The organism is Ochrobactrum chromiisoli, from assembly GCF_026241335.1.
Taxonomy (GTDB): Bacteria; Pseudomonadota; Alphaproteobacteria; order Rhizobiales; family Rhizobiaceae; genus Brucella; species Brucella chromiisoli.
The window spans coordinates 181,017-198,164 of the sequence record NZ_JAPHAV010000003.1; the positions used below are offsets into that span (position 1 = coordinate 181,017).

Genomic DNA, 17,148 nt, shown 5'->3' on the forward strand with positions numbered 1-17,148 from the left:
CGAAGATATGAATGGCGGCCCGAGCGGCCCTACAGGTATCGAACCGATTTCCATTATTGAGGAGATGCAGCGCTCCTATCTCGATTACGCAATGAGCGTTATCGTGAGCCGCGCCCTGCCTGACGTGCGCGATGGCTTGAAACCAGTGCATCGTCGTATTCTCCATGCCATGAACGAGATGAACCTCGCTTACAATCGCCCCTACCGAAAGTCGGCAGGTGTGATCGGTGAAGTGATGGGTAAGTACCATCCGCATGGTGACGCTTCTATTTATGACGCCTTGGTGCGTATGGCGCAGGACTTCTCCTTGCGCGATCCACTCGTGGACGGCCAGGGCAACTTCGGTTCCATCGATGGCGATCCGCCAGCGGCGATGCGTTATACCGAATGCCGTCTGGAGAAGGTCACTGAATCCCTTCTGTCGGATATCGACAAGGATACGGTTGATTTTCAGGACAACTATGATGGCCGTGAGCGGGAACCAATGGTTCTGCCAGCCCGCTTTCCGAACCTGCTTGTCAATGGTTCGGGCGGCATTGCGGTTGGTATGGCAACCAACATTCCGCCGCATAATCTGGGCGAAGTCATTGATGGTTGCGTTGCGCTGATTGAAAATCCAGCCATTGAGCTGGAAGAAATCATGGAAATTATTCCCGGCCCGGATTTTCCGACCGGTGGTATTATCCTTGGACGTGCTGGCATCAATTCTGCCTATACGACGGGTCGTGGCTCGGTCATCATGCGTGGTCGCGTGGCGATTGAACCGATGCGTGGTGATCGTGAAGCGATCATCATCACTGAAGTTCCCTATCAGGTGAACAAAGCATCGATGATCGAGAAAATGGCCGAACTGGTACGCGACAAGCGTATCGAGGGCATTTCTGATCTGCGCGATGAATCGGACCGCGATGGTTATCGCGTTGTGGTCGAGCTCAAGCGTGATGCTGTTGCGGATGTCGTGCTCAACCAGCTTTACCGCTACACACCGCTGCAAACCTCTTTCGGCTGCAACATGGTGGCGCTGAATGGCGGCAAGCCTGAACAGCTTAATCTTCTCGATATGCTGCGCGCTTTCGTGGCGTTCCGCGAAGAAGTGGTAACGCGCCGCACCAAGTTCCTGCTCAACAAAGCGCGTGATCGCGCGCATGTGTTGGTTGGTCTGGCAATCGCAGTTGCCAATATTGACGAAATCATTGCTCTCATTCGTCGTGCGCCGGATCCGGCAACCGCGCGTGAGCAGTTGATGGAGCGTCGCTGGCCTGCTGCTGATGTGGCGCCGCTGATTCGTTTGATCGATGATCCGCGTCACAGGATCAATGAGGATAACACCTATAACCTCTCGGAAGAGCAGGCGCGTGCTATTCTTGATCTTCGCCTGCAGCGCCTGACAGCGCTCGGTCGCGAAGAAGTGGCGGATGAGCTGAACAAGATTGGCGAAGAAATTCGCGATTATCTGGATATTCTCAGCTCGCGCATTCGCGTTATGACAATCGTCAAGGAAGAGATGATTGCTGTTCGCGACGAGTTTGCCACGCCGCGCCGTACCGAGTTTGGTCTTGGTGGCGCCGAAATGGACGATGAAGACCTGATCGCTCGCGAAGATATGGTCGTGACTGTCAGCCATGCCGGTTATATCAAGCGTGTGCCGCTGGCCACTTATCGTGCACAGCGCCGTGGCGGCAAGGGCCGCTCCGGTATGGCCACCAAGGACGAGGATTTCGTAACCCGTCTGTTCGTCGCCAATACGCATACGCCGGTTCTGTTCTTCTCCTCGCGCGGTATCGTCTACAAGGAAAAAGTCTGGCGTCTGCCGGTCGGCAATCCGCAGTCGCGTGGCAAGGCGCTCATCAACATGTTGCCGTTGCAGCAGGGCGAGCGCATCACCACGATCATGCCGCTGCCGGAGGATGAGGAATCCTGGGCAAACCTCGACGTCATGTTCTCGACCACGCGTGGTACGGTTCGCCGTAACAAGCTCAGCGACTTCGTTCAGGTCAACCGCAACGGTAAGATCGCGATGAAGCTCGAAGAAGAGGGCGATGAAATCCTCTCGGTTGATACCTGTACGGAATTCGATGACGTTCTTCTGACCTGTGCTGGTGGCCAGTGCATTCGCTTCCCTGTCACTGATGTGCGCGTCTTTGCTGGTCGTAACTCGATTGGCGTGCGCGGTATCAATCTGGCAGAAGGCGATAAGGTCATCTCGATGGCTATTCTGCATCACGTTGATGCGGATGCTGCCGAACGTGCAGCTTACCTCAAGCGTTCGATTGCGGAACGCCGTGCGCAGGGTGCGGACGATGCCGATGATATTGTTGTTGTCGGTGAAGACGTCGAAAATGAAACCGAGCTTAACGACGAACGCTATCAGGAACTGAAGGCGCGTGAGCAGACCGTTCTTACCGTTAGTGAGTATGGTTATGGTAAGCGGTCTTCGTCTTATGAGTTCCGCGTTTCCGGCCGTGGTGGTAAGGGTATTCGCGCAACCGATACGTCGAAAACCGATGAAATCGGCAAGCTGGTTGCTCTGTTCCCGGTCGAGGCCAGCGATCAGATCTTGCTGGTTTCAGACGGCGGTCAGCTGATCCGTGTGCCGGTCGGCGGCATTCGTATCGCTGGACGTTCGACCAAGGGTGTCACGATCTTCAATACGGCTGACGGCGAAAAGGTCGTCTCGGTTGAGCGCATTTCGGAAACGGAAAGCGATGAAGAGAATGGCGCTGCCGAGATTGATGAAATCGCGGTTGAAGGTGATGCACCTGCAGCCGGTGGCGAAGAGTAAAAAAATGCGCTGATACGCAAGTGTCAGCGCGCTCTGTGATCCAAATGAAAAGGCCGGTGGCGGAAGCCATCGGCCTTTTTGAGATGTCAGGACTGGAGGGCACTGACGATCTTTGAAACTTTATTTAACGCGAACTCAATTTACGCACGGCGTTTAGATTAAAAGCGGCGGGACGTATGCGTTGGCGCTTTGCTTCATTCTCTTCCAGAAGCAAAACAATCGCCGATGCAGCCATTGCTACCATCATGGATAATGCCAGAAGAAATATCATCATCGCGGTATCCTTTCATTATAGATACGCTTGAGAAGCAAAAAGGTTGCAGCAAAGGTGCGCTCATGATGGTAAATCGGTTGTGAACTTGTCGTGAAATCGTGCTTCATTGCTCATTCAATTTGTTTTCTTGGTTTCTGATTTCTTTCCAATTGTGGTTGTTGTTGAAAATCTGATGAGAAAAGGCTAGCTGGTAGAAATGACGATCGCGATTTATGCGGGTTCATTCGACCCGATCACCAATGGCCATATGGATGTCCTGAAAGGCGCGCTCCGTCTTGCCGATCAGGTTATTGTTGCTATCGGCGTACATCCGGGTAAAAAACCGCTTTTCAGCTTTGAGGAGCGTGTTGCGCTTATTAACGCAAGCTCCAGCGAATTGCTTGGCGCTGATGCAAAGCGTGTGTCGGTAATTTCATTCGATGCACTGGTGATTGATGCGGCGCGCAAGCATGGCGCAAAGCTCATGGTGCGCGGCCTGCGCGATGGCACCGATCTTGATTATGAAATGCAGATGGCAGGCATGAATGGGACAATGGCACCGGAATTGCAGACTGTCTTTCTGCCAGCCGATCCTGCTGTGCGCACAATTACTGCCACATTGGTTCGCCAGATTGCCTCAATGGGAGGCGACATAAAGCCCTTCGTTCCGGTTGCTGTCGCTAAAGCACTGGAAGCAAAATTCAAATCCTGATTCAGGGAGTTTCTCGGTTATGTCATTTATTCGTTCGGCGTTCGCCGCAGCCAGCATTGTTGCGTTATCTCACGGGGCTGCCTTGGCAGCGGACACGCTTAATTTGCAGCTTAAAGATGGTAATGTTGCAATTGAGCTTGAACCAAAGCTTGCACCAAAACACGTTGCTCAGATTGAGAAGCTGGTAAAGGAAGGCGCTTATGATGGCGTTGCTTTCCACCGCGTGATTCCGGGCTTCATGGCTCAGACCGGCGATGTGAAGTTTGGTAATGTCGACAAGGGTTTCAATGCATCGCGTGTGGGTACTGGTGGCTCTGAATTGCCAAACATTCCAGCCGAATTCTCCAAGGAGCCTTTTGTGCGTGGCACGGTTGGCATGGCACGCAGCCAGGATCCAAATTCGGCCAACTCGCAATTCTTCATTATGTTCAATGACGGCGCCTTCCTGAACGGCCAGTACACTGTGGTTGGCAAGGTTGTCAGTGGCATGGATGTGGTTGATAAGATCAAAAAGGGAAGTGAATCCGACAATGGCTCGGTTGAAAACCCTGACAAAATCATCAAAGCCACAATCGAAAAGAAATAAGTTTTAAATTCAACGCGTATCCCTGTCCCAAAAACCAATCAAATTTGGGGGGATACGCTCAATAGGAGAGGCCCGATGGCTTATAAAGACCCGGAAAACACGCTCGTTCTTGAAACCACCAAGGGCAATGTCGTTCTCGAACTCTTCCCTGATCTGGCTCCCGGCCATGTCGAACGCATCAAGGAACTGGCACGCGAAGGCGCATATGACGGCGTTGTATTCCACCGTGTAATCGACGGCTTTATGGCGCAGACCGGCGACGTGAAGTTCGGCAAGACGGGTGGTGCGCATTTCAACGGCGCACGCGCTGGCATGGGCGGTTCGGATAAGCCTGACCTCAAGGCTGAATTTTCGAACACCCAGCACAAGCGCGGTACAGCTTCGATGGCTCGTTCGCAGAACCCGAATTCGGCTAACTCGCAGTTCTTTATCTGCTTTACCGATGCTCCATGGCTTGACCGTCAGTACTCCGTATGGGGTCAGGTTATCGAAGGCATGGACAATGTTGACAAGATCAAGCGTGGCGAACCTGTTACTGATCCAGACGTGATCGTCACAGCACGCATCGCTTCCGACATCTAATTCTGTCATTTCTATAGAAATATAGCGGCTCCGGTTTTGCCGGGGCCGCTCTTGCTTTGCCGAGGTTTATGATGCGTGTTGATCTTTTCGATTTCGATTTACCGGAAGAGAGTATTGCTCTGCGTCCAGCCGAGCCGCGCGATCACGCCAAGCTGTTGCGTGTGCGTCCCGGCCAGCCATTCGAAGATCGACAGGTATTTGAATTGCCTGATCTGTTGCAGCCGGGTGATGCACTGGTTTTCAACGATACAAAAGTCATTCCCGCACAGCTTGAAGGGATGCGTGAGCGCGATGGCAATATTTCGCAGGTGAGTGCGACGCTTCACATGCGTACCGGCCCGGATCGCTGGAAAGCATTTCTGCGCCCGGCCAAGCGCGTGAAAGAAGGCGATCGCATCCGTTTCGGTCATTCCGGTTCAAGCTGTTCCCTTGGAACTCTCGACGCGACCGTTGCCGAAAAGGGAGATGCGGGGGAGGTGCTGCTGGTGTTTGACCTTTCGGGTGCCATGCTCGATGAAGCCATTGCTTCCGTTGGCCATATTCCTTTGCCGCCCTATATCGCATCCAAGCGCTCTGAAGACGAGCGCGACCGCAGCGATTATCAGACTGTTTACGCGCGCGAAGAAGGCGCTGTCGCTGCACCGACTGCCGGGCTGCATTTCACACCAGAGCTGCTCAAAAAAATCCGCGAGCGTGGCATCGAAGAGCATTTCGTGACGCTGCATGTCGGGGCGGGCACATTTCTGCCGGTCAAAGCCGACGATACGACGGACCACAAGATGCATTCCGAGATCGGTTATGTTTCGCAGGAGACTGCCGATGCGCTCAATGCCGTTCATGCCCGCGGTGGCCGGGTGATCTGTGTTGGTACAACATCGCTGCGTCTTATTGAGAGTGCTGCCGGTGAAGATGGCATCATTCGCCCATGGGCCGGGCCGACGGATATTTTCATCACACCGGGCTACAAGTTCCGGGCAGTCGATCTGCTGATGACCAATTTTCATCTGCCGCGCTCGACGCTCTTCATGCTTGTTTCGGCCTTCAGCGGTTTTGAAACCATGCATGAAGCTTATAAGCGCGCCATCGACACAGGCTATCGTTTCTATTCCTACGGGGACTCTTCCCTTTTAGAACGTGCATGAACCTGTTTCCTTTTCCGGCATAATTCATTAGAGACACGCCATGACCAGCGAAAATTTTGAATTCAAAGTGCTTGCGCGTGATGGCGCAGCCCGTCAGGGCGAAATCTCCATGCCGCGCGGCGTGGTACGTACGCCTGCCTTCATGCCGGTTGGCACAGCCGGAACCGTCAAGGCCATGTATATGGATCAGGTGAAGGATTTGGGCGCGGATATTATCCTCGGCAATACCTATCATCTGATGCTGCGTCCGGGTGCCGAACGCGTGGCCCGTCTTGGCGGCCTGCATGAATTTGGCGGCTGGAAAGGCCCAATTCTGACCGATTCCGGCGGGTTTCAGGTCATGTCGCTCGCACAGTTGCGTAAGCTTAATGAAAATGGCGTGACCTTCCGCTCGCATATCGACGGCAAGCCATATGAAATGACGCCGGAGCGCTCCATCGAAATTCAGGGGCTGCTCGACAGCGATATTCAGATGCAGCTCGATGAGTGCGTGGCGCTGCCATCACCGGAAAGCAACACAGAACGCGCGATGGAACTGTCGCTGCGGTGGGCTGAGCGTTGCAAGGTGGCATTTGGCACGCAGCCAGGGAAAGCGATGTTCGGCATCGTGCAGGGCGGTGACAATGCGCGCCTGCGTGAGCGCTCGGCGGAAGCACTGAAAGCGATGGACCTCAAGGGCTATTCCGTTGGTGGTCTGGCCGTTGGTGAGCCTCAGAACGTCATGCTCGACATGCTCGAAGTAGTTTGCCCGATCCTGCCAACAGAAAAGCCACGCTATCTGATGGGCGTCGGCACGCCGGATGATATTCTGAAATCCGTTGCCCGCGGGATCGACATGTTTGATTGCGTGATGCCGACACGCGCCGGGCGTCACGGTCTGGCGTTCACGCGCTTTGGCAAGGTGAACCTGCGCAATGCGCGTCATGCCGATGATCATCGTCCGCTTGATCCTGAATCAAACTGCCCGGCAACACGCGATTACAGCCGCGCCTATCTGCATCATTTGGTCAAATCGGGTGAAGCACTGGGTGGAATGCTTCTCACATGGAACAATCTGGCCTATTACCAGTATCTTATGCAGGGTATTCGTGCAGCGATTGCGGAAGGTCGTTTTGAAGATTTTGCAGCTGAAACGACAGCCGGATGGGAGAGGGGCGATATACCCGCTCTTTAATTTAACAAAAAACGCGCCTCATAGGCGCGTTTTTTGTATGTATGTTAAATCAATAAGTTACCCGGCTTCGAGCAGCTTTTCCAAGCGGCAGATGACGGAATGGCGTTCTTCGTCGTTCACAATGTCGCAGTCGAGCAAGCGCCCGCATTCTAAGCCTGTCAGCGCCAGATAAGTAATTAAAACAAGATCATTATCGGTTGCATCTTTCAACATTCGATCCAACAAGGCTCGGTGGTAACGCCTGACCGGGATCATGAAATCCGGATTTTCGACGAGGGCAGCAAGGATGCCGCTGGCTGGCGGCTCATCATCTGCCTGAAGACGAAAAACATCAAAAAAGGCGCGTACAACCCGATTTTTATCGCCGCGTTGAAGGGTTTCCTGAACCTCCATCGCCCGTTCGTGTTCTCTCATATATTCTTCGACCACACCCTCAAGCAATTTTGCTTTTGTTGGAAACGAATAGAGCAATCCGCCCTTTGAGAGGCCCGCGCGAGCGGCAACCGCGTCGAGAGAGAGATGGGCTGGGCCGACCTCTTGGGCGAGTTCCACTGCTGCGCGCAAAATGCGCTCTCGCGAAGAGACCTTATTCTTGGTATGCAATTCCAGTGGTCTCCTGACAGTTCAATAGTTGACAATACCGTCCAGACGGTACAGTTATTTTCGACAGTTATTCAAGTAAAATACGTGCGACCAAATTGTGAGCAACAAATAGGACGCGCGCCAATGACACCCTGGAGTGCTTCCGCAATGATCAAACGCCTTATTCTGGCAATTATTTTCCTCGTGATCGTCGTGGGAGGGCTCGTCGGTTTTAACCTGTTCAGGACACAGGCGATTAAGGACTTCTTCGCCAATATGCAGCAGCCGGCCAAGACGGTTTCCACGATCACGCTGGAGCCGACGACATGGACGCCGGGCATCGAAGCGATTGGGTCGGCCAATGCAATCAATGGTGTTGACCTGACGGTTCAGGTTAGTGGCATTGTCGATAAAATCGACTTTAAAGCCAACCAGGAAGTAAAAAAGGGGACGGTCCTTCTCCAACTCGAAAACAGCATCGAGACTGCGGACCTTGTTGCTGCGAAGGCCGAGGCCGGGCTTGCAGACCAGAATCTGAAGCGTGCTGAAACCTTGCGCACGCGCGGTGTAGGTGCGGTTTCCGACGTTGATACGACGGCAGCTGCGGCGAGTGCCAAAAAGGCCGCTGTTGCAAAGATGCAGGCTGTACTTGATCAGAAGACGGTAACAGCACCGTTTACGGGTGTTATTGGTATTGCGAAGGTTGATATCGGTCAGTATCTGACACCGGGCACCGTAATCGGGACCTTGCAGGAAACCGACAAGATGCGCATCGATTTCACGGTGCCGGAACAGTCGTTGCCTGAGCTTAGGCTCGGCCAACCCGTGCAGGTTGGTCCAAGCATGGAACAGCTCAATTATAATGGCAAGATCGTTGGTATCGATCCCAAGATCGATCCTGCGAGCCGCCTGGTTTCTGTGCGTGCGGAAGTTCAGAATGACGAACCTCGTCTGACACCAGGTCAGTTTGTTCAGGTTCGTGTTGAACTGCCAAAGGAAGACAATGTGCTGGCGCTGCCACAGACTGCTGTCATTCGCAGCCTGTATGGCGACTATGTCTATGCTGTTCGTCCGGCACAGCCAAAAGAGGGCGAAAAAGCGCCTGAAGGTGATGCTAAAAAGCTGGTTGCCCAGCAGGTTTTCGTAAAAATCGGCCGGAGTTATGGTGGTGTGGTTGAGATCACGGATGGCCTCAAGGCTGGCGACATCGTGATTACAGCAGGCCAGAACCGGCTTTCAGCGGGAACGCCCGTAACGATTGACAACACGGTCAATCCGATCCCAGCGGCTGACAAGTAATAGGCGAGCAAGATGAGTTTTTCCGATATTTTCATCCGGCGACCCGTACTTGCTACCGTGGTCGCTCTTATGATCATTCTTCTCGGCCTTCAGGGTATCGCGCAGCTTTCTGTGCGCGAATATCCGAAAGTCGATGAGACAGTTATTACCATATCGACCGCTTATGCGGGGGCAAGCGCTGAGCTTATTCAGGGTTTCATCACCTCTCCAATTGCAGAGTCGGTGGCGACGACTGAAAACATTGATTACGTCACATCATCCAGCCGTCCATCGTCGAGCACGGTGACGGTTCAGATGAAACTGGGCGCTAATCCCGATGCGGCACTCACGGAAGTGATTGCCAAGGTTAATCAGGTTCGCGGCAATCTGCCGACTGAATCTGATGATCCCGTGATCGTCAAGGGAACGGGGCAGAGCTTCGCAACCATGTATTTGGCTGCGCAGAACCCCAATATGACCAGCGAACAGATCACTGAATATTTGCAGCGCGTCATGCAGCCGCGTATCTCCACCGTTCAGGGTGTGGCGAAGGCTGATATTCTGGGTGGTCAGGTCTATTCGATGCGCGTCTGGATTGATCCGATCCAGCTTGCCGCGCGTCAGGTTACGGCGGCTGAAGTACTGGCGGCGATTAAAGCGTCGAACTTCCTGTCTGCGCCTGGACAGACAAAAAACGAGTATGTTGCATCATCGATTACGCTTGAATCGACCTTGCAGACACCGGAAGCTTTTGGCGCAATGCCGATTAAATCAACCGGCGATCAGATTGTGCGTCTGCGCGATGTGGCGAAAGTTGAGCTTGCTGCGAAAAGTACAGATACGATTGTTTCGTTCAACGGTTCGGCCGGTACGTTCCTAGCAATTTACCCGACACCGTCTGCGAACCCGATTGATGTTGCAACGGCTTTCAAGAAAGAACTGCCGGCCATTCAAGCATCTCTGCCGGAGGGCATGACACTTGATCTCGTCTATGACGCGACCGAGCAGATCAGCTCTTCCATCAATGAAGTTTTCACCACCATTGGTGAAGCTGTCGCGATCGTTATTCTGGTCATTATCATTTTCCTTGGGTCGTTCCGCTCGGTTCTTATTCCCATTGTCACGATCCCTATTTCGCTGATTGGCGTATGCTTCTTTCTCTATGTTCTCGGGTTCTCGATCAATCTTCTGTCGCTGCTTGCGATGGTTCTGGCGATTGGTCTTGTGGTCGATGACGCGATCGTGGTGCTTGAAAACATTCACCGCCATATCGAAGAGGGATTGCGTCCGATGGATGCCGCCTTCAAGGGCATGAAGGAAATTACCGGTTCGATTATCGCGATGACGATTACGCTGGCCGCGGTGTTTGCACCGCTTGGATTTACCGGTGGTCTGACTGGTTCGCTGTTCAGAGAGTTTGCTTTCACGCTGGCCGGCGCGGTTATCATTTCCGGTATTGCTGCTCTGACGATTTCACCGATGATGTGCGCCCGTATGCTCAAACACGGTGAACCGTCCCGGTTCCAGAAAATCATCGACGAGAATTTTAAGAAGCTCGAAAAGTGGTATCATGGGATGGTATCCGGGTCGCTTAATTATCGTCCGATTACATTGATGATCGTTATTGCTCTGGTGGGGCTCACAGGCTTCCTTTTCGTGAACACCTCGACGGAACTTGCTCCTGAAGAAGATTCCGGCGCTTTGTTCTCGATGTTCCAGGCTCCGCAATATGCGACCTCTGCCTATACCAACCTCTATGCAGAACAGATTGACAGCCTGACCAAAGATCTGCCGGAACTGGATACACGCTTCCAGATCGTTGGTATGGATGGCGGAACAACATCGGGTATTGCGCTCTGGGTTCTTAAAGACTGGTCCCAACGCACGCGTTCGCAAAAGCAAATTCAGGAAGATCTGACCGCAAGATTGACCAAGGTTGCGGGCGTTGACGCATTTATTTTTGCGCCTCCGTCTCTGCCCGGTGCTGGCGGTGGCTTGCCGATTTCGATTGCGCTTCAATCAACTGGCCCATCCAGTCAGGTCTTTGAACTGGCTGAAGAAATCAAGAACGAAGCTCAGGCAACAGGCCAGTTCATCATCGTCCAGAACTCGATGTCCTATAATGCGCCGCAGACCACGATCACCATTGATCGTGATCGCGCTGCAACGCTTGGCGTTCAGGTTAGCGATATTGGTTCGACGCTTGGTCTTCTGACCGGCGGTGCATCGATTGCCAAGTTCGACCGCGATTCCAATAGCTATGACATCATCACGCAGGTGCCGGATGCCTATCGCTCGACCCCGGAAAAGCTCGGCGAATTCTTTGTTCGCAGTGTTTCCGGCGCAATGATTCCGTTGTCGTCGGTTATTGAAATCAAGCAAAATGCATCGCCTGCCGCTATTGAGCAGTTTAATCAGCTCAATTCCGCTACCATTTCCGCTCTGCCAATGCCTAGTGTCACGACAGGTCAGGGCCTGCAGACGCTTGTTGATCTGGCTCGCTCGAAGATGCCGGAAGGATTTTTCCTCGACTATTCCGGTCAGTCGCGACTGGAAGTCGAGCAGGGCAATACGATCCTCATCGCTTTTGGCCTTGCCGTTATCGTGATCTATCTGGTGCTTGCGGCGCAGTTCGAAAGCTTCCGCGATCCGTTCATCATCATGATGTCAGTACCGCTTTCGATCTTCGGTGCGATTGTGCCATTGAACCTTGGCCTTGGAACGCTCAACATCTACACACAGGTCGGTCTCATCACACTTGTCGGGCTGATAACCAAGCACGGCATTCTGATGGTGGAGTTCGCCAATCAGCAACGTCGCTTGCATGGTCATTCGCGTCGTGAGGCCATCATCCTCTCTGCTGAAACGCGTCTTCGGCCGATTCTGATGACCACGGCTGCCATGGCGCTCGGCGTTGTGCCGCTGATTATGGCAAGTGGTGCGGGTGCGGCCGCGCGTTACTCGATGGGGCTGGTGATCTTCACCGGTATCACAATCGGTACGGTCTTCACGCTGTTCGTGGTGCCAATGTTCTATACATTTATTGCCAAGAAGGACGTTGAAGGCGAATTCGTGCCGTCGTCGGAAGATAGCAAGGAGGCTGCGGCGGCAGCCCATCACTGAAACTTGTATTGAATAATCGGATTGAGGGCGGTCACATGTGGGCCGCCCTTTTTCTTGGGATGAAGTTGCATCCCGGCTGTTACACACCATATGAGCAAGCATGATACCTTTATCCGTCCTTGATCTTTCACCCGTCCCTGAAGGCAGTAATGCAGGGCAGTCTCTGCGCAACACGCTCGAACTGGCCCAGCAGGCCGAGAAATTGGGCTTTACGCGCTATTGGCTGGCCGAGCATCACAACATGCCGGGCATTGCCAGTGCTGCAACCTCCGTTGTGATTGGCCACGTGGCAGCGGGCACATCCACCATCCGCGTTGGTGCGGGTGGAATCATGCTGCCGAACCATTCGCCACTGGTGATCGCAGAACAATTTGGTACGCTGGCCTCGCTGTTTCCGGGGCGTATCGATCTGGGGCTTGGTCGTGCGCCGGGCACCGATCAGATGACTGCGCATGCACTTCGCCGCAATCTGGAAAGCAGCGCCAATGATTTTCCACGCGATGTCGTGGAGCTTCTCAATTATTTCAAGCCAGCCGATCCGGGGCAGCGCGTACAGGCAGTGCCGGGCGCGGGGCTGAATGTTCCTGTCTGGATTCTCGGCTCCAGCCTGTTTGGTGCGCAATTGGCTGCTATGCTGGGGCTGCCTTATAGCTTCGCCTCCCATTTTGCACCGGCTGACATGGAGCGCGCCGTCGAGCTTTATCGCGAACGGTTTGAGCCATCTGAATATCTGCAAAAGCCTTATGTCATGCTTGGGCTGAATGTCATTGCGGCGGATACGGATGAAGAAGCACATTATCTGTTCACATCGCAATTACAGGCATTTGTGAATTTGCGCAGCGGTCGTCCGGGCAAGCTGCCAGCACCTGTCGCGGGGTATCTGGAGCAACTTGATCCCTCAGCACAAGCACTGGTGCGCCAGATGCTGTCATGTCGTGTTGTGGGTGGCCCTGAAACCGTCGACAAGGGGATTCGCGAATTTGCTAAACGCACCGGCCATGACGAACTGATGGTCACAGGCATGATCTATGACCATCAGAAGCGTCTTCGTTCTTATGAGATTGTCAGCAATTCGATGGCGTGAGGATCAAACTCGCGATTGATCTCGGTGAGAAGCCAGTCGCGAAAGGCTTTAACGGCAGGCGTGTTTGCGCGCGCCTGCGGTGTTACAAAGTAATAGCTGCTCGGGCTTTTGACGGTGTGCTGATAGGCCACGACAAGCTGCCCGTTTTCAATTTCGGCACTGATCAGAAACAGCGGCATAAGCGCAATCCCAAGACCCGCGACACAAGCCTGAGAGACATTCGAGAACTGCTCAAAGCGCATTCCGCTTGCTACAGGTGCAGCAATGTCGAGGCTTTTAAACCAGTGGTTCCATGCGCCGGGGCGTGATGCCATGTTGAAAAGCGGCAGGCGTAACAGGTCCGCAGGCGAATTGACGGGATGCTGTTTCAGAAAAGCCGGGCTGCACACAGGCGCAACCGTTTCTTCCATTAAAAATGTGCAATCGGCATTGGGCCAGTCTGGTTGGCCAATATGGATTGCCGCATCAAGGCCCTCACGTTCAAAGTCGAACTGGCCAATACGGGTGGCAAAATTCAGAATAATATCCGGATATTGCGCCACAAAACGGGGAATCCGTGGGATCAGCCAGCGGGTGCCAAATGTCGGCAGGAATGCGAGATTAAGCGTCGTTCCACGCATTTGCGACATGACCTGCAATGACGCCGCACGAATGGCGGCAAGGGCAGGGCTGATCGCATGAAGATAAGCGCGCCCGGCATCGGTCAGCATAACGTGGCGGCTGGTGCGCTCAAACAGAGCGGCGCCAAGCTGTTCTTCCAGCAGAGCGATCTGACGACTGACTGCGCCTTGCGTCAGAGACAGCTCTTCCGCAGCACTCGAAAAGCTTTCATGCCGCGCCACTGCATCAAAGGCAGCAAGCGCGCTTGTTGAAGGAAGCAGGCGTCTCGATAGCGAAATCATGATCTATTACTAAATGGAATAGATCGATGAGTAAACGTAAATTGCATGTCGAAATAGGCTGCGCCATAGTCTCTCCAACCAAATCTGAGGAGACCATTCATGTCGCGTGCCGCATTTAACTGGGAAGATCCGTTTCTGCTTGATGAGCAGCTGACCGAAGACGAGCGGATGATCCGCGACTCGGCGCAGGCTTTTGCAAGCGATGTTCTACTGCCACGCATTGAAAAAGCCTATCTGGATGAAACGACCGATCCGGACCTGTTCCGCCTTATGGGGCAGGCTGGTCTTCTTGGCGTAACGCTTCCCGAAGAATACGGCGCAGCCAATGCCGGTTATGTTTCCTATGGTCTGGTGGCGCGTGAAGTCGAGCGCATCGATTCCGGCTATCGTTCGATGATGAGTGTTCAGTCGTCGCTCGTCATGTATCCGATCTATGCTTATGGCTCAGATGAGCAGCGTAAGAAATATCTGCCGGGTCTGGTTTCCGGCGAATTGATCGGCTGCTTTGGTCTCACTGAGCCTGATGCGGGTTCCGATCCTGCGGGCATGAAAACTCGCGCCGACAAGATCGATGGCGGCTATCGCATCAGCGGTTCCAAAATGTGGATTTCCAATTCGCCGATTGCTGACGTGTTCGTAGTCTGGGCCAAGTCAACAGCGCACGACGGTGCGATCCGTGGCTTTGTGCTTGAAAAGGGCATGAAGGGTCTTTCTGCGCCGAAGATTGGCGGCAAGCTTTCGCTGCGCGCTTCGATCACTGGCGAAATCGTCATGGATGGCGTGGAAGTATCGGAAGATGCATTGCTGCCGAATGTGTCAGGCCTCAAGGGTCCGTTCGGCTGTCTCAACCGTGCGCGCTATGGCATTTCATGGGGTGTGCTGGGTGCGGCAGAGGATTGCTGGTTCCGCGCCCGTCAGTATGGTCTTGATCGCAAACAGTTCGACAAGCCGCTGGCTGGCACGCAGCTTTATCAGAAGAAGCTCGCCGATATGCAGACTGAAATCACGCTTGGCTTGCAGGCCTCTTTACGCGTTGGTCGTCTGTTTGACGAAGGCAAAATGGCGCCTGAAATGATTTCTATCGTCAAGCGCAACAATTGCGGCAAGGCGCTCGATATTGCACGGCAGGCGCGTGACATGCATGGCGGCAACGGTATTCAGATCGAGTATCACGTCATGCGCCACGCGCAAAATCTTGAAACCGTCAACACCTATGAAGGCACGCATGATGTTCATGCGCTGATTCTCGGGCGTGCGCAGACCGGCATTCAGGCCTTTTTCTGATCACCGGAAAGGTTTTGAGAAATGCAGAATACACCGCTTGCGGGTCTGAAAGTCATTGAGCTGGCCCGCATTCTGGCCGGTCCATGGGTCGGACAGACACTGTCCGACCTCGGTGCGGATGTTATTAAGGTCGAAAGCCCTGAAGGTGACGATACCCGCACATGGGGGCCGCCCTTTATCGAGGTTGAAGGCGAAAAGTCGGCCGCCTATTTCCACGCCTGCAATCGTGGCAAACAGTCGATCATCGCTGATTTTCGCACCGAAGAGGGCAGGGCACTTGTGCGTAAGCTCGTTGCCGATGCTGATGTGGTGATTGAGAATTTCAAGCTCGGCGGTCTTGATAAATACGGTCTCGATTATGAAAGCCTGAAAGCGATCAATCCACGCCTGATCTATTGCTCAATCACGGGGTTTGGCCACACCGGGCCTTATGCAGAGCGTGCGGGTTATGATTTCATGATCCAGGGCATGGGCGGTATCATGGACCTGACCGGTGAGCCGGACGGGCAACCGCAGAAGATTGGTGTGGCTTTCGCAGACATCTTTACGGGGCTTTATAGTGTCATCGCTATCCAGTCGGCGCTCATCATGCGTGAGCGCACGGGCAGGGGCCAGCATATCGATATGGCGCTGTTTGATTGTATGACAGCGGTTCTTGCCAATCAGGGCATGAACTATCTGGCATCCGGCATTTCGCCCAAGCGTATGGGTAATGCGCATCCCAATATCGCGCCTTATCAAACGCTGCCTGTATCGGATGGCTATTTCATTATCGCCTGCGGCAATGATGGTCAGTTTGCAAAGCTGACGGCTCTGCTTGGAGTTGGCGAACTGGCGAGTGATTCCCGATTTGTCACCAATTCGCTGCGCGTTGCCAATCGCGATGCTCTGACGGCTTTGTTGGAAGAGCGTACGAAGCAATGGCTACGGGATGATCTTCTGTCAGCGCTTGCCAAAACAGGTGTGCCCGCCGGGCCGATCAACACGGTTGAGGATGTGTTTTCCGACCCGCAATTTATCGCGCGTCAGATGAGAATCGATCCAGATGGTATCCCGGGGCTGCGCACGCCGATCCGATTCTCGGATGCTGAGTTAAAACTCGACAGACGTTCGCCGAAACTGGGCGAACATAGCGATAATTTATAAGAAAAGCCCGCTTCAAGCGGGCTTTTCATTTTGTCTTTGAAGATAAATCGTTGCTGCCAATCAGGCGCAAATCAAATTTTCTCAGGAAGAGAGTGGTGCGGTCGAGAAGACTCGAACTTCCACGGGTTGCCCCACAGCGACCTCAACGCTGCGCGTCTACCAATTCCGCCACGACCGCACTGTGTGGTAGAAGCTGAACACTGTCAGCGAGAGGGCATTTAGCAAATCAGTTTCGACTGCACAAGGCTATTCTTTCAGTTGAGCACAATTGATTGAATTTATTTTGTGATGCGCTTAAACGCTTGATTTTAAAATGCAAAGAACTCAGCTTAATCTGGTGGTTAACCAGATCGCGGAGCGACATTTTCAATGTAAATGATAATTCTGAAAGAGAATGGTGCGGTCGAGAAGACTCGAACTTCCACGGGTTGCCCCACAGCGACCTCAACGCTGCGCGTCTACCAATTCCGCCACGACCGCACGTGGTAGAAGCTGAACTTGTCAGCGAGGAGGCATCT

Annotated in this window: 14 protein-coding genes and 2 tRNA genes; 11 read left to right on the forward strand and 5 right to left on the reverse strand. The window is 53.5% G+C overall.

Annotation, left to right across the window (positions count from 1 at the left end):
* Positions 1 to 7: 7 nt before the first annotated feature.
* The gene (gene gyrA / locus OPR82_RS10075; protein WP_265984745.1) at positions 8 to 2,782 is read left to right on the forward strand and encodes a DNA gyrase subunit A; all 2,775 of its coding nucleotides are present in this window, start codon (positions 8 to 10) and stop codon (positions 2,780 to 2,782) included.
* Positions 2,783 to 2,906: 124 nt separating this feature from the next.
* On the opposite strand, the gene OPR82_RS10080 is transcribed toward gyrA, so the two are convergent.
* The gene (locus OPR82_RS10080) at positions 2,907 to 3,056 is read right to left on the reverse strand and encodes a hypothetical protein (RefSeq protein WP_265984656.1); all 150 of its coding nucleotides are present in this window, start codon (positions 3,054 to 3,056) and stop codon (positions 2,907 to 2,909) included.
* 196 nt (positions 3,057 to 3,252) lie between these two features.
* On the opposite strand from OPR82_RS10080, the gene coaD reads away from it, so the two are divergent.
* The 5 genes from coaD (at position 3,253) to tgt (ending at position 7,231) form a co-directional block, all read left to right on the forward strand.
* Positions 3,253 to 3,747: a pantetheine-phosphate adenylyltransferase gene (gene coaD / locus OPR82_RS10085; protein ID WP_265984657.1), complete on the forward strand. Its 495-nt coding sequence runs from the start codon at positions 3,253 to 3,255 to the stop codon at positions 3,745 to 3,747.
* A gap of 19 nt (positions 3,748 to 3,766) precedes the next feature.
* Complete coding sequence (locus tag OPR82_RS10090) at positions 3,767 to 4,333, forward strand: peptidylprolyl isomerase (protein WP_265984658.1); 567 nt, start codon at positions 3,767 to 3,769, stop codon at positions 4,331 to 4,333.
* Positions 4,334 to 4,408: 75 nt separating this feature from the next.
* Positions 4,409 to 4,915, forward strand: a complete 507-nt coding sequence (locus OPR82_RS10095) for a peptidylprolyl isomerase (RefSeq protein WP_265984659.1) — start codon at positions 4,409 to 4,411, stop codon at positions 4,913 to 4,915.
* Positions 4,916 to 4,986: 71 nt separating this feature from the next.
* The gene (gene queA, locus OPR82_RS10100) at positions 4,987 to 6,057 is read left to right on the forward strand and encodes a tRNA preQ1(34) S-adenosylmethionine ribosyltransferase-isomerase QueA (RefSeq protein WP_265984746.1); all 1,071 of its coding nucleotides are present in this window, start codon (positions 4,987 to 4,989) and stop codon (positions 6,055 to 6,057) included.
* A gap of 40 nt (positions 6,058 to 6,097) precedes the next feature.
* Positions 6,098 to 7,231: a tRNA guanosine(34) transglycosylase Tgt gene (gene tgt / locus OPR82_RS10105; RefSeq protein ID WP_265984660.1), complete on the forward strand. Its 1,134-nt coding sequence runs from the start codon at positions 6,098 to 6,100 to the stop codon at positions 7,229 to 7,231.
* Between the two features lie 57 nt (positions 7,232 to 7,288).
* On the opposite strand, the gene OPR82_RS10110 is transcribed toward tgt, so the two are convergent.
* Positions 7,289 to 7,834, reverse strand: a complete 546-nt coding sequence (locus OPR82_RS10110; protein WP_265984661.1) for a TetR/AcrR family transcriptional regulator — start codon at positions 7,832 to 7,834, stop codon at positions 7,289 to 7,291.
* 147 nt (positions 7,835 to 7,981) lie between these two features.
* Between OPR82_RS10110 and OPR82_RS10115 the strand changes: the two genes are divergently transcribed.
* From OPR82_RS10115 to OPR82_RS10125, 3 genes are all read left to right on the forward strand, one after another.
* A complete protein-coding gene (locus tag OPR82_RS10115; protein ID WP_265984662.1) occupies positions 7,982 to 9,112 on the forward strand; it encodes an efflux RND transporter periplasmic adaptor subunit in 1,131 nt (376 codons plus the stop codon).
* Between the two features lie 12 nt (positions 9,113 to 9,124).
* Positions 9,125 to 12,214 (forward strand): efflux RND transporter permease subunit, encoded by a 3,090-nt coding sequence (locus OPR82_RS10120; protein WP_265984663.1) that lies wholly within the window; start codon positions 9,125 to 9,127, stop codon positions 12,212 to 12,214.
* A 100-nt stretch (positions 12,215 to 12,314) separates the two neighbouring features.
* A complete protein-coding gene (locus OPR82_RS10125) occupies positions 12,315 to 13,298 on the forward strand; it encodes an LLM class flavin-dependent oxidoreductase (protein WP_265984664.1) in 984 nt (327 codons plus the stop codon).
* Here the strand turns inward: OPR82_RS10125 and OPR82_RS10130 are convergent.
* A complete protein-coding gene (locus tag OPR82_RS10130) occupies positions 13,268 to 14,200 on the reverse strand; it encodes a LysR family transcriptional regulator (protein ID WP_265984665.1) in 933 nt (310 codons plus the stop codon). The genes OPR82_RS10125 and OPR82_RS10130 overlap by 31 nt on opposite strands.
* 99 nt (positions 14,201 to 14,299) lie before the next feature.
* On the opposite strand from OPR82_RS10130, the gene OPR82_RS10135 reads away from it, so the two are divergent.
* Both OPR82_RS10135 and OPR82_RS10140 read left to right on the forward strand, forming a co-directional pair.
* Complete coding sequence (locus OPR82_RS10135; RefSeq protein ID WP_265984666.1) at positions 14,300 to 15,484, forward strand: acyl-CoA dehydrogenase; 1,185 nt, start codon at positions 14,300 to 14,302, stop codon at positions 15,482 to 15,484.
* 21 nt (positions 15,485 to 15,505) lie between these two features.
* A complete protein-coding gene (locus tag OPR82_RS10140; protein ID WP_265984667.1) occupies positions 15,506 to 16,630 on the forward strand; it encodes a CaiB/BaiF CoA transferase family protein in 1,125 nt (374 codons plus the stop codon).
* 93 nt (positions 16,631 to 16,723) lie between these two features.
* Here OPR82_RS10140 and OPR82_RS10145 read toward each other — a convergent pair.
* Together OPR82_RS10145 and OPR82_RS10150 are read right to left on the reverse strand one after the other, a co-directional pair.
* Positions 16,724 to 16,808, reverse strand: a tRNA-Leu gene (locus OPR82_RS10145).
* A 217-nt stretch (positions 16,809 to 17,025) separates the two neighbouring features.
* Positions 17,026 to 17,110 (reverse strand) — tRNA-Leu (locus OPR82_RS10150).
* Positions 17,111 to 17,148 lie beyond the last annotated feature (38 nt).

Excerpts from the sequence above, each read along its gene's own strand:
- OPR82_RS10130 (WP_265984665.1), bottom strand. The coding sequence starts at position 14,200 with ATGATTTCGCTATCGAGACGCCTGCTTCCTTCAACAAGCGCGCTTGCT.
- OPR82_RS10135 (WP_265984666.1), top strand. The coding sequence starts at position 14,300 with ATGTCGCGTGCCGCATTTAACTGGGAAGATCCGTTTCTGCTTGATGAG.
- gyrA (WP_265984745.1), top strand. The coding sequence starts at position 8 with ATGAATGGCGGCCCGAGCGGCCCTACAGGTATCGAACCGATTTCCATT.
- OPR82_RS10095 (WP_265984659.1), top strand. The coding sequence starts at position 4,409 with ATGGCTTATAAAGACCCGGAAAACACGCTCGTTCTTGAAACCACCAAG.
- OPR82_RS10120 (WP_265984663.1), top strand. The coding sequence starts at position 9,125 with ATGAGTTTTTCCGATATTTTCATCCGGCGACCCGTACTTGCTACCGTG.
- OPR82_RS10115 (WP_265984662.1), top strand. The coding sequence starts at position 7,982 with ATGATCAAACGCCTTATTCTGGCAATTATTTTCCTCGTGATCGTCGTG.
- OPR82_RS10125 (WP_265984664.1), top strand. The coding sequence starts at position 12,315 with ATGATACCTTTATCCGTCCTTGATCTTTCACCCGTCCCTGAAGGCAGT.
- coaD (WP_265984657.1), top strand. The coding sequence starts at position 3,253 with ATGACGATCGCGATTTATGCGGGTTCATTCGACCCGATCACCAATGGC.
- OPR82_RS10080 (WP_265984656.1), bottom strand. The coding sequence starts at position 3,056 with ATGATGATATTTCTTCTGGCATTATCCATGATGGTAGCAATGGCTGCA.
- OPR82_RS10140 (WP_265984667.1), top strand. The coding sequence starts at position 15,506 with ATGCAGAATACACCGCTTGCGGGTCTGAAAGTCATTGAGCTGGCCCGC.
- tgt (WP_265984660.1), top strand. The coding sequence starts at position 6,098 with ATGACCAGCGAAAATTTTGAATTCAAAGTGCTTGCGCGTGATGGCGCA.
- queA (WP_265984746.1), top strand. The coding sequence starts at position 4,987 with ATGCGTGTTGATCTTTTCGATTTCGATTTACCGGAAGAGAGTATTGCT.
- OPR82_RS10090 (WP_265984658.1), top strand. The coding sequence starts at position 3,767 with ATGTCATTTATTCGTTCGGCGTTCGCCGCAGCCAGCATTGTTGCGTTA.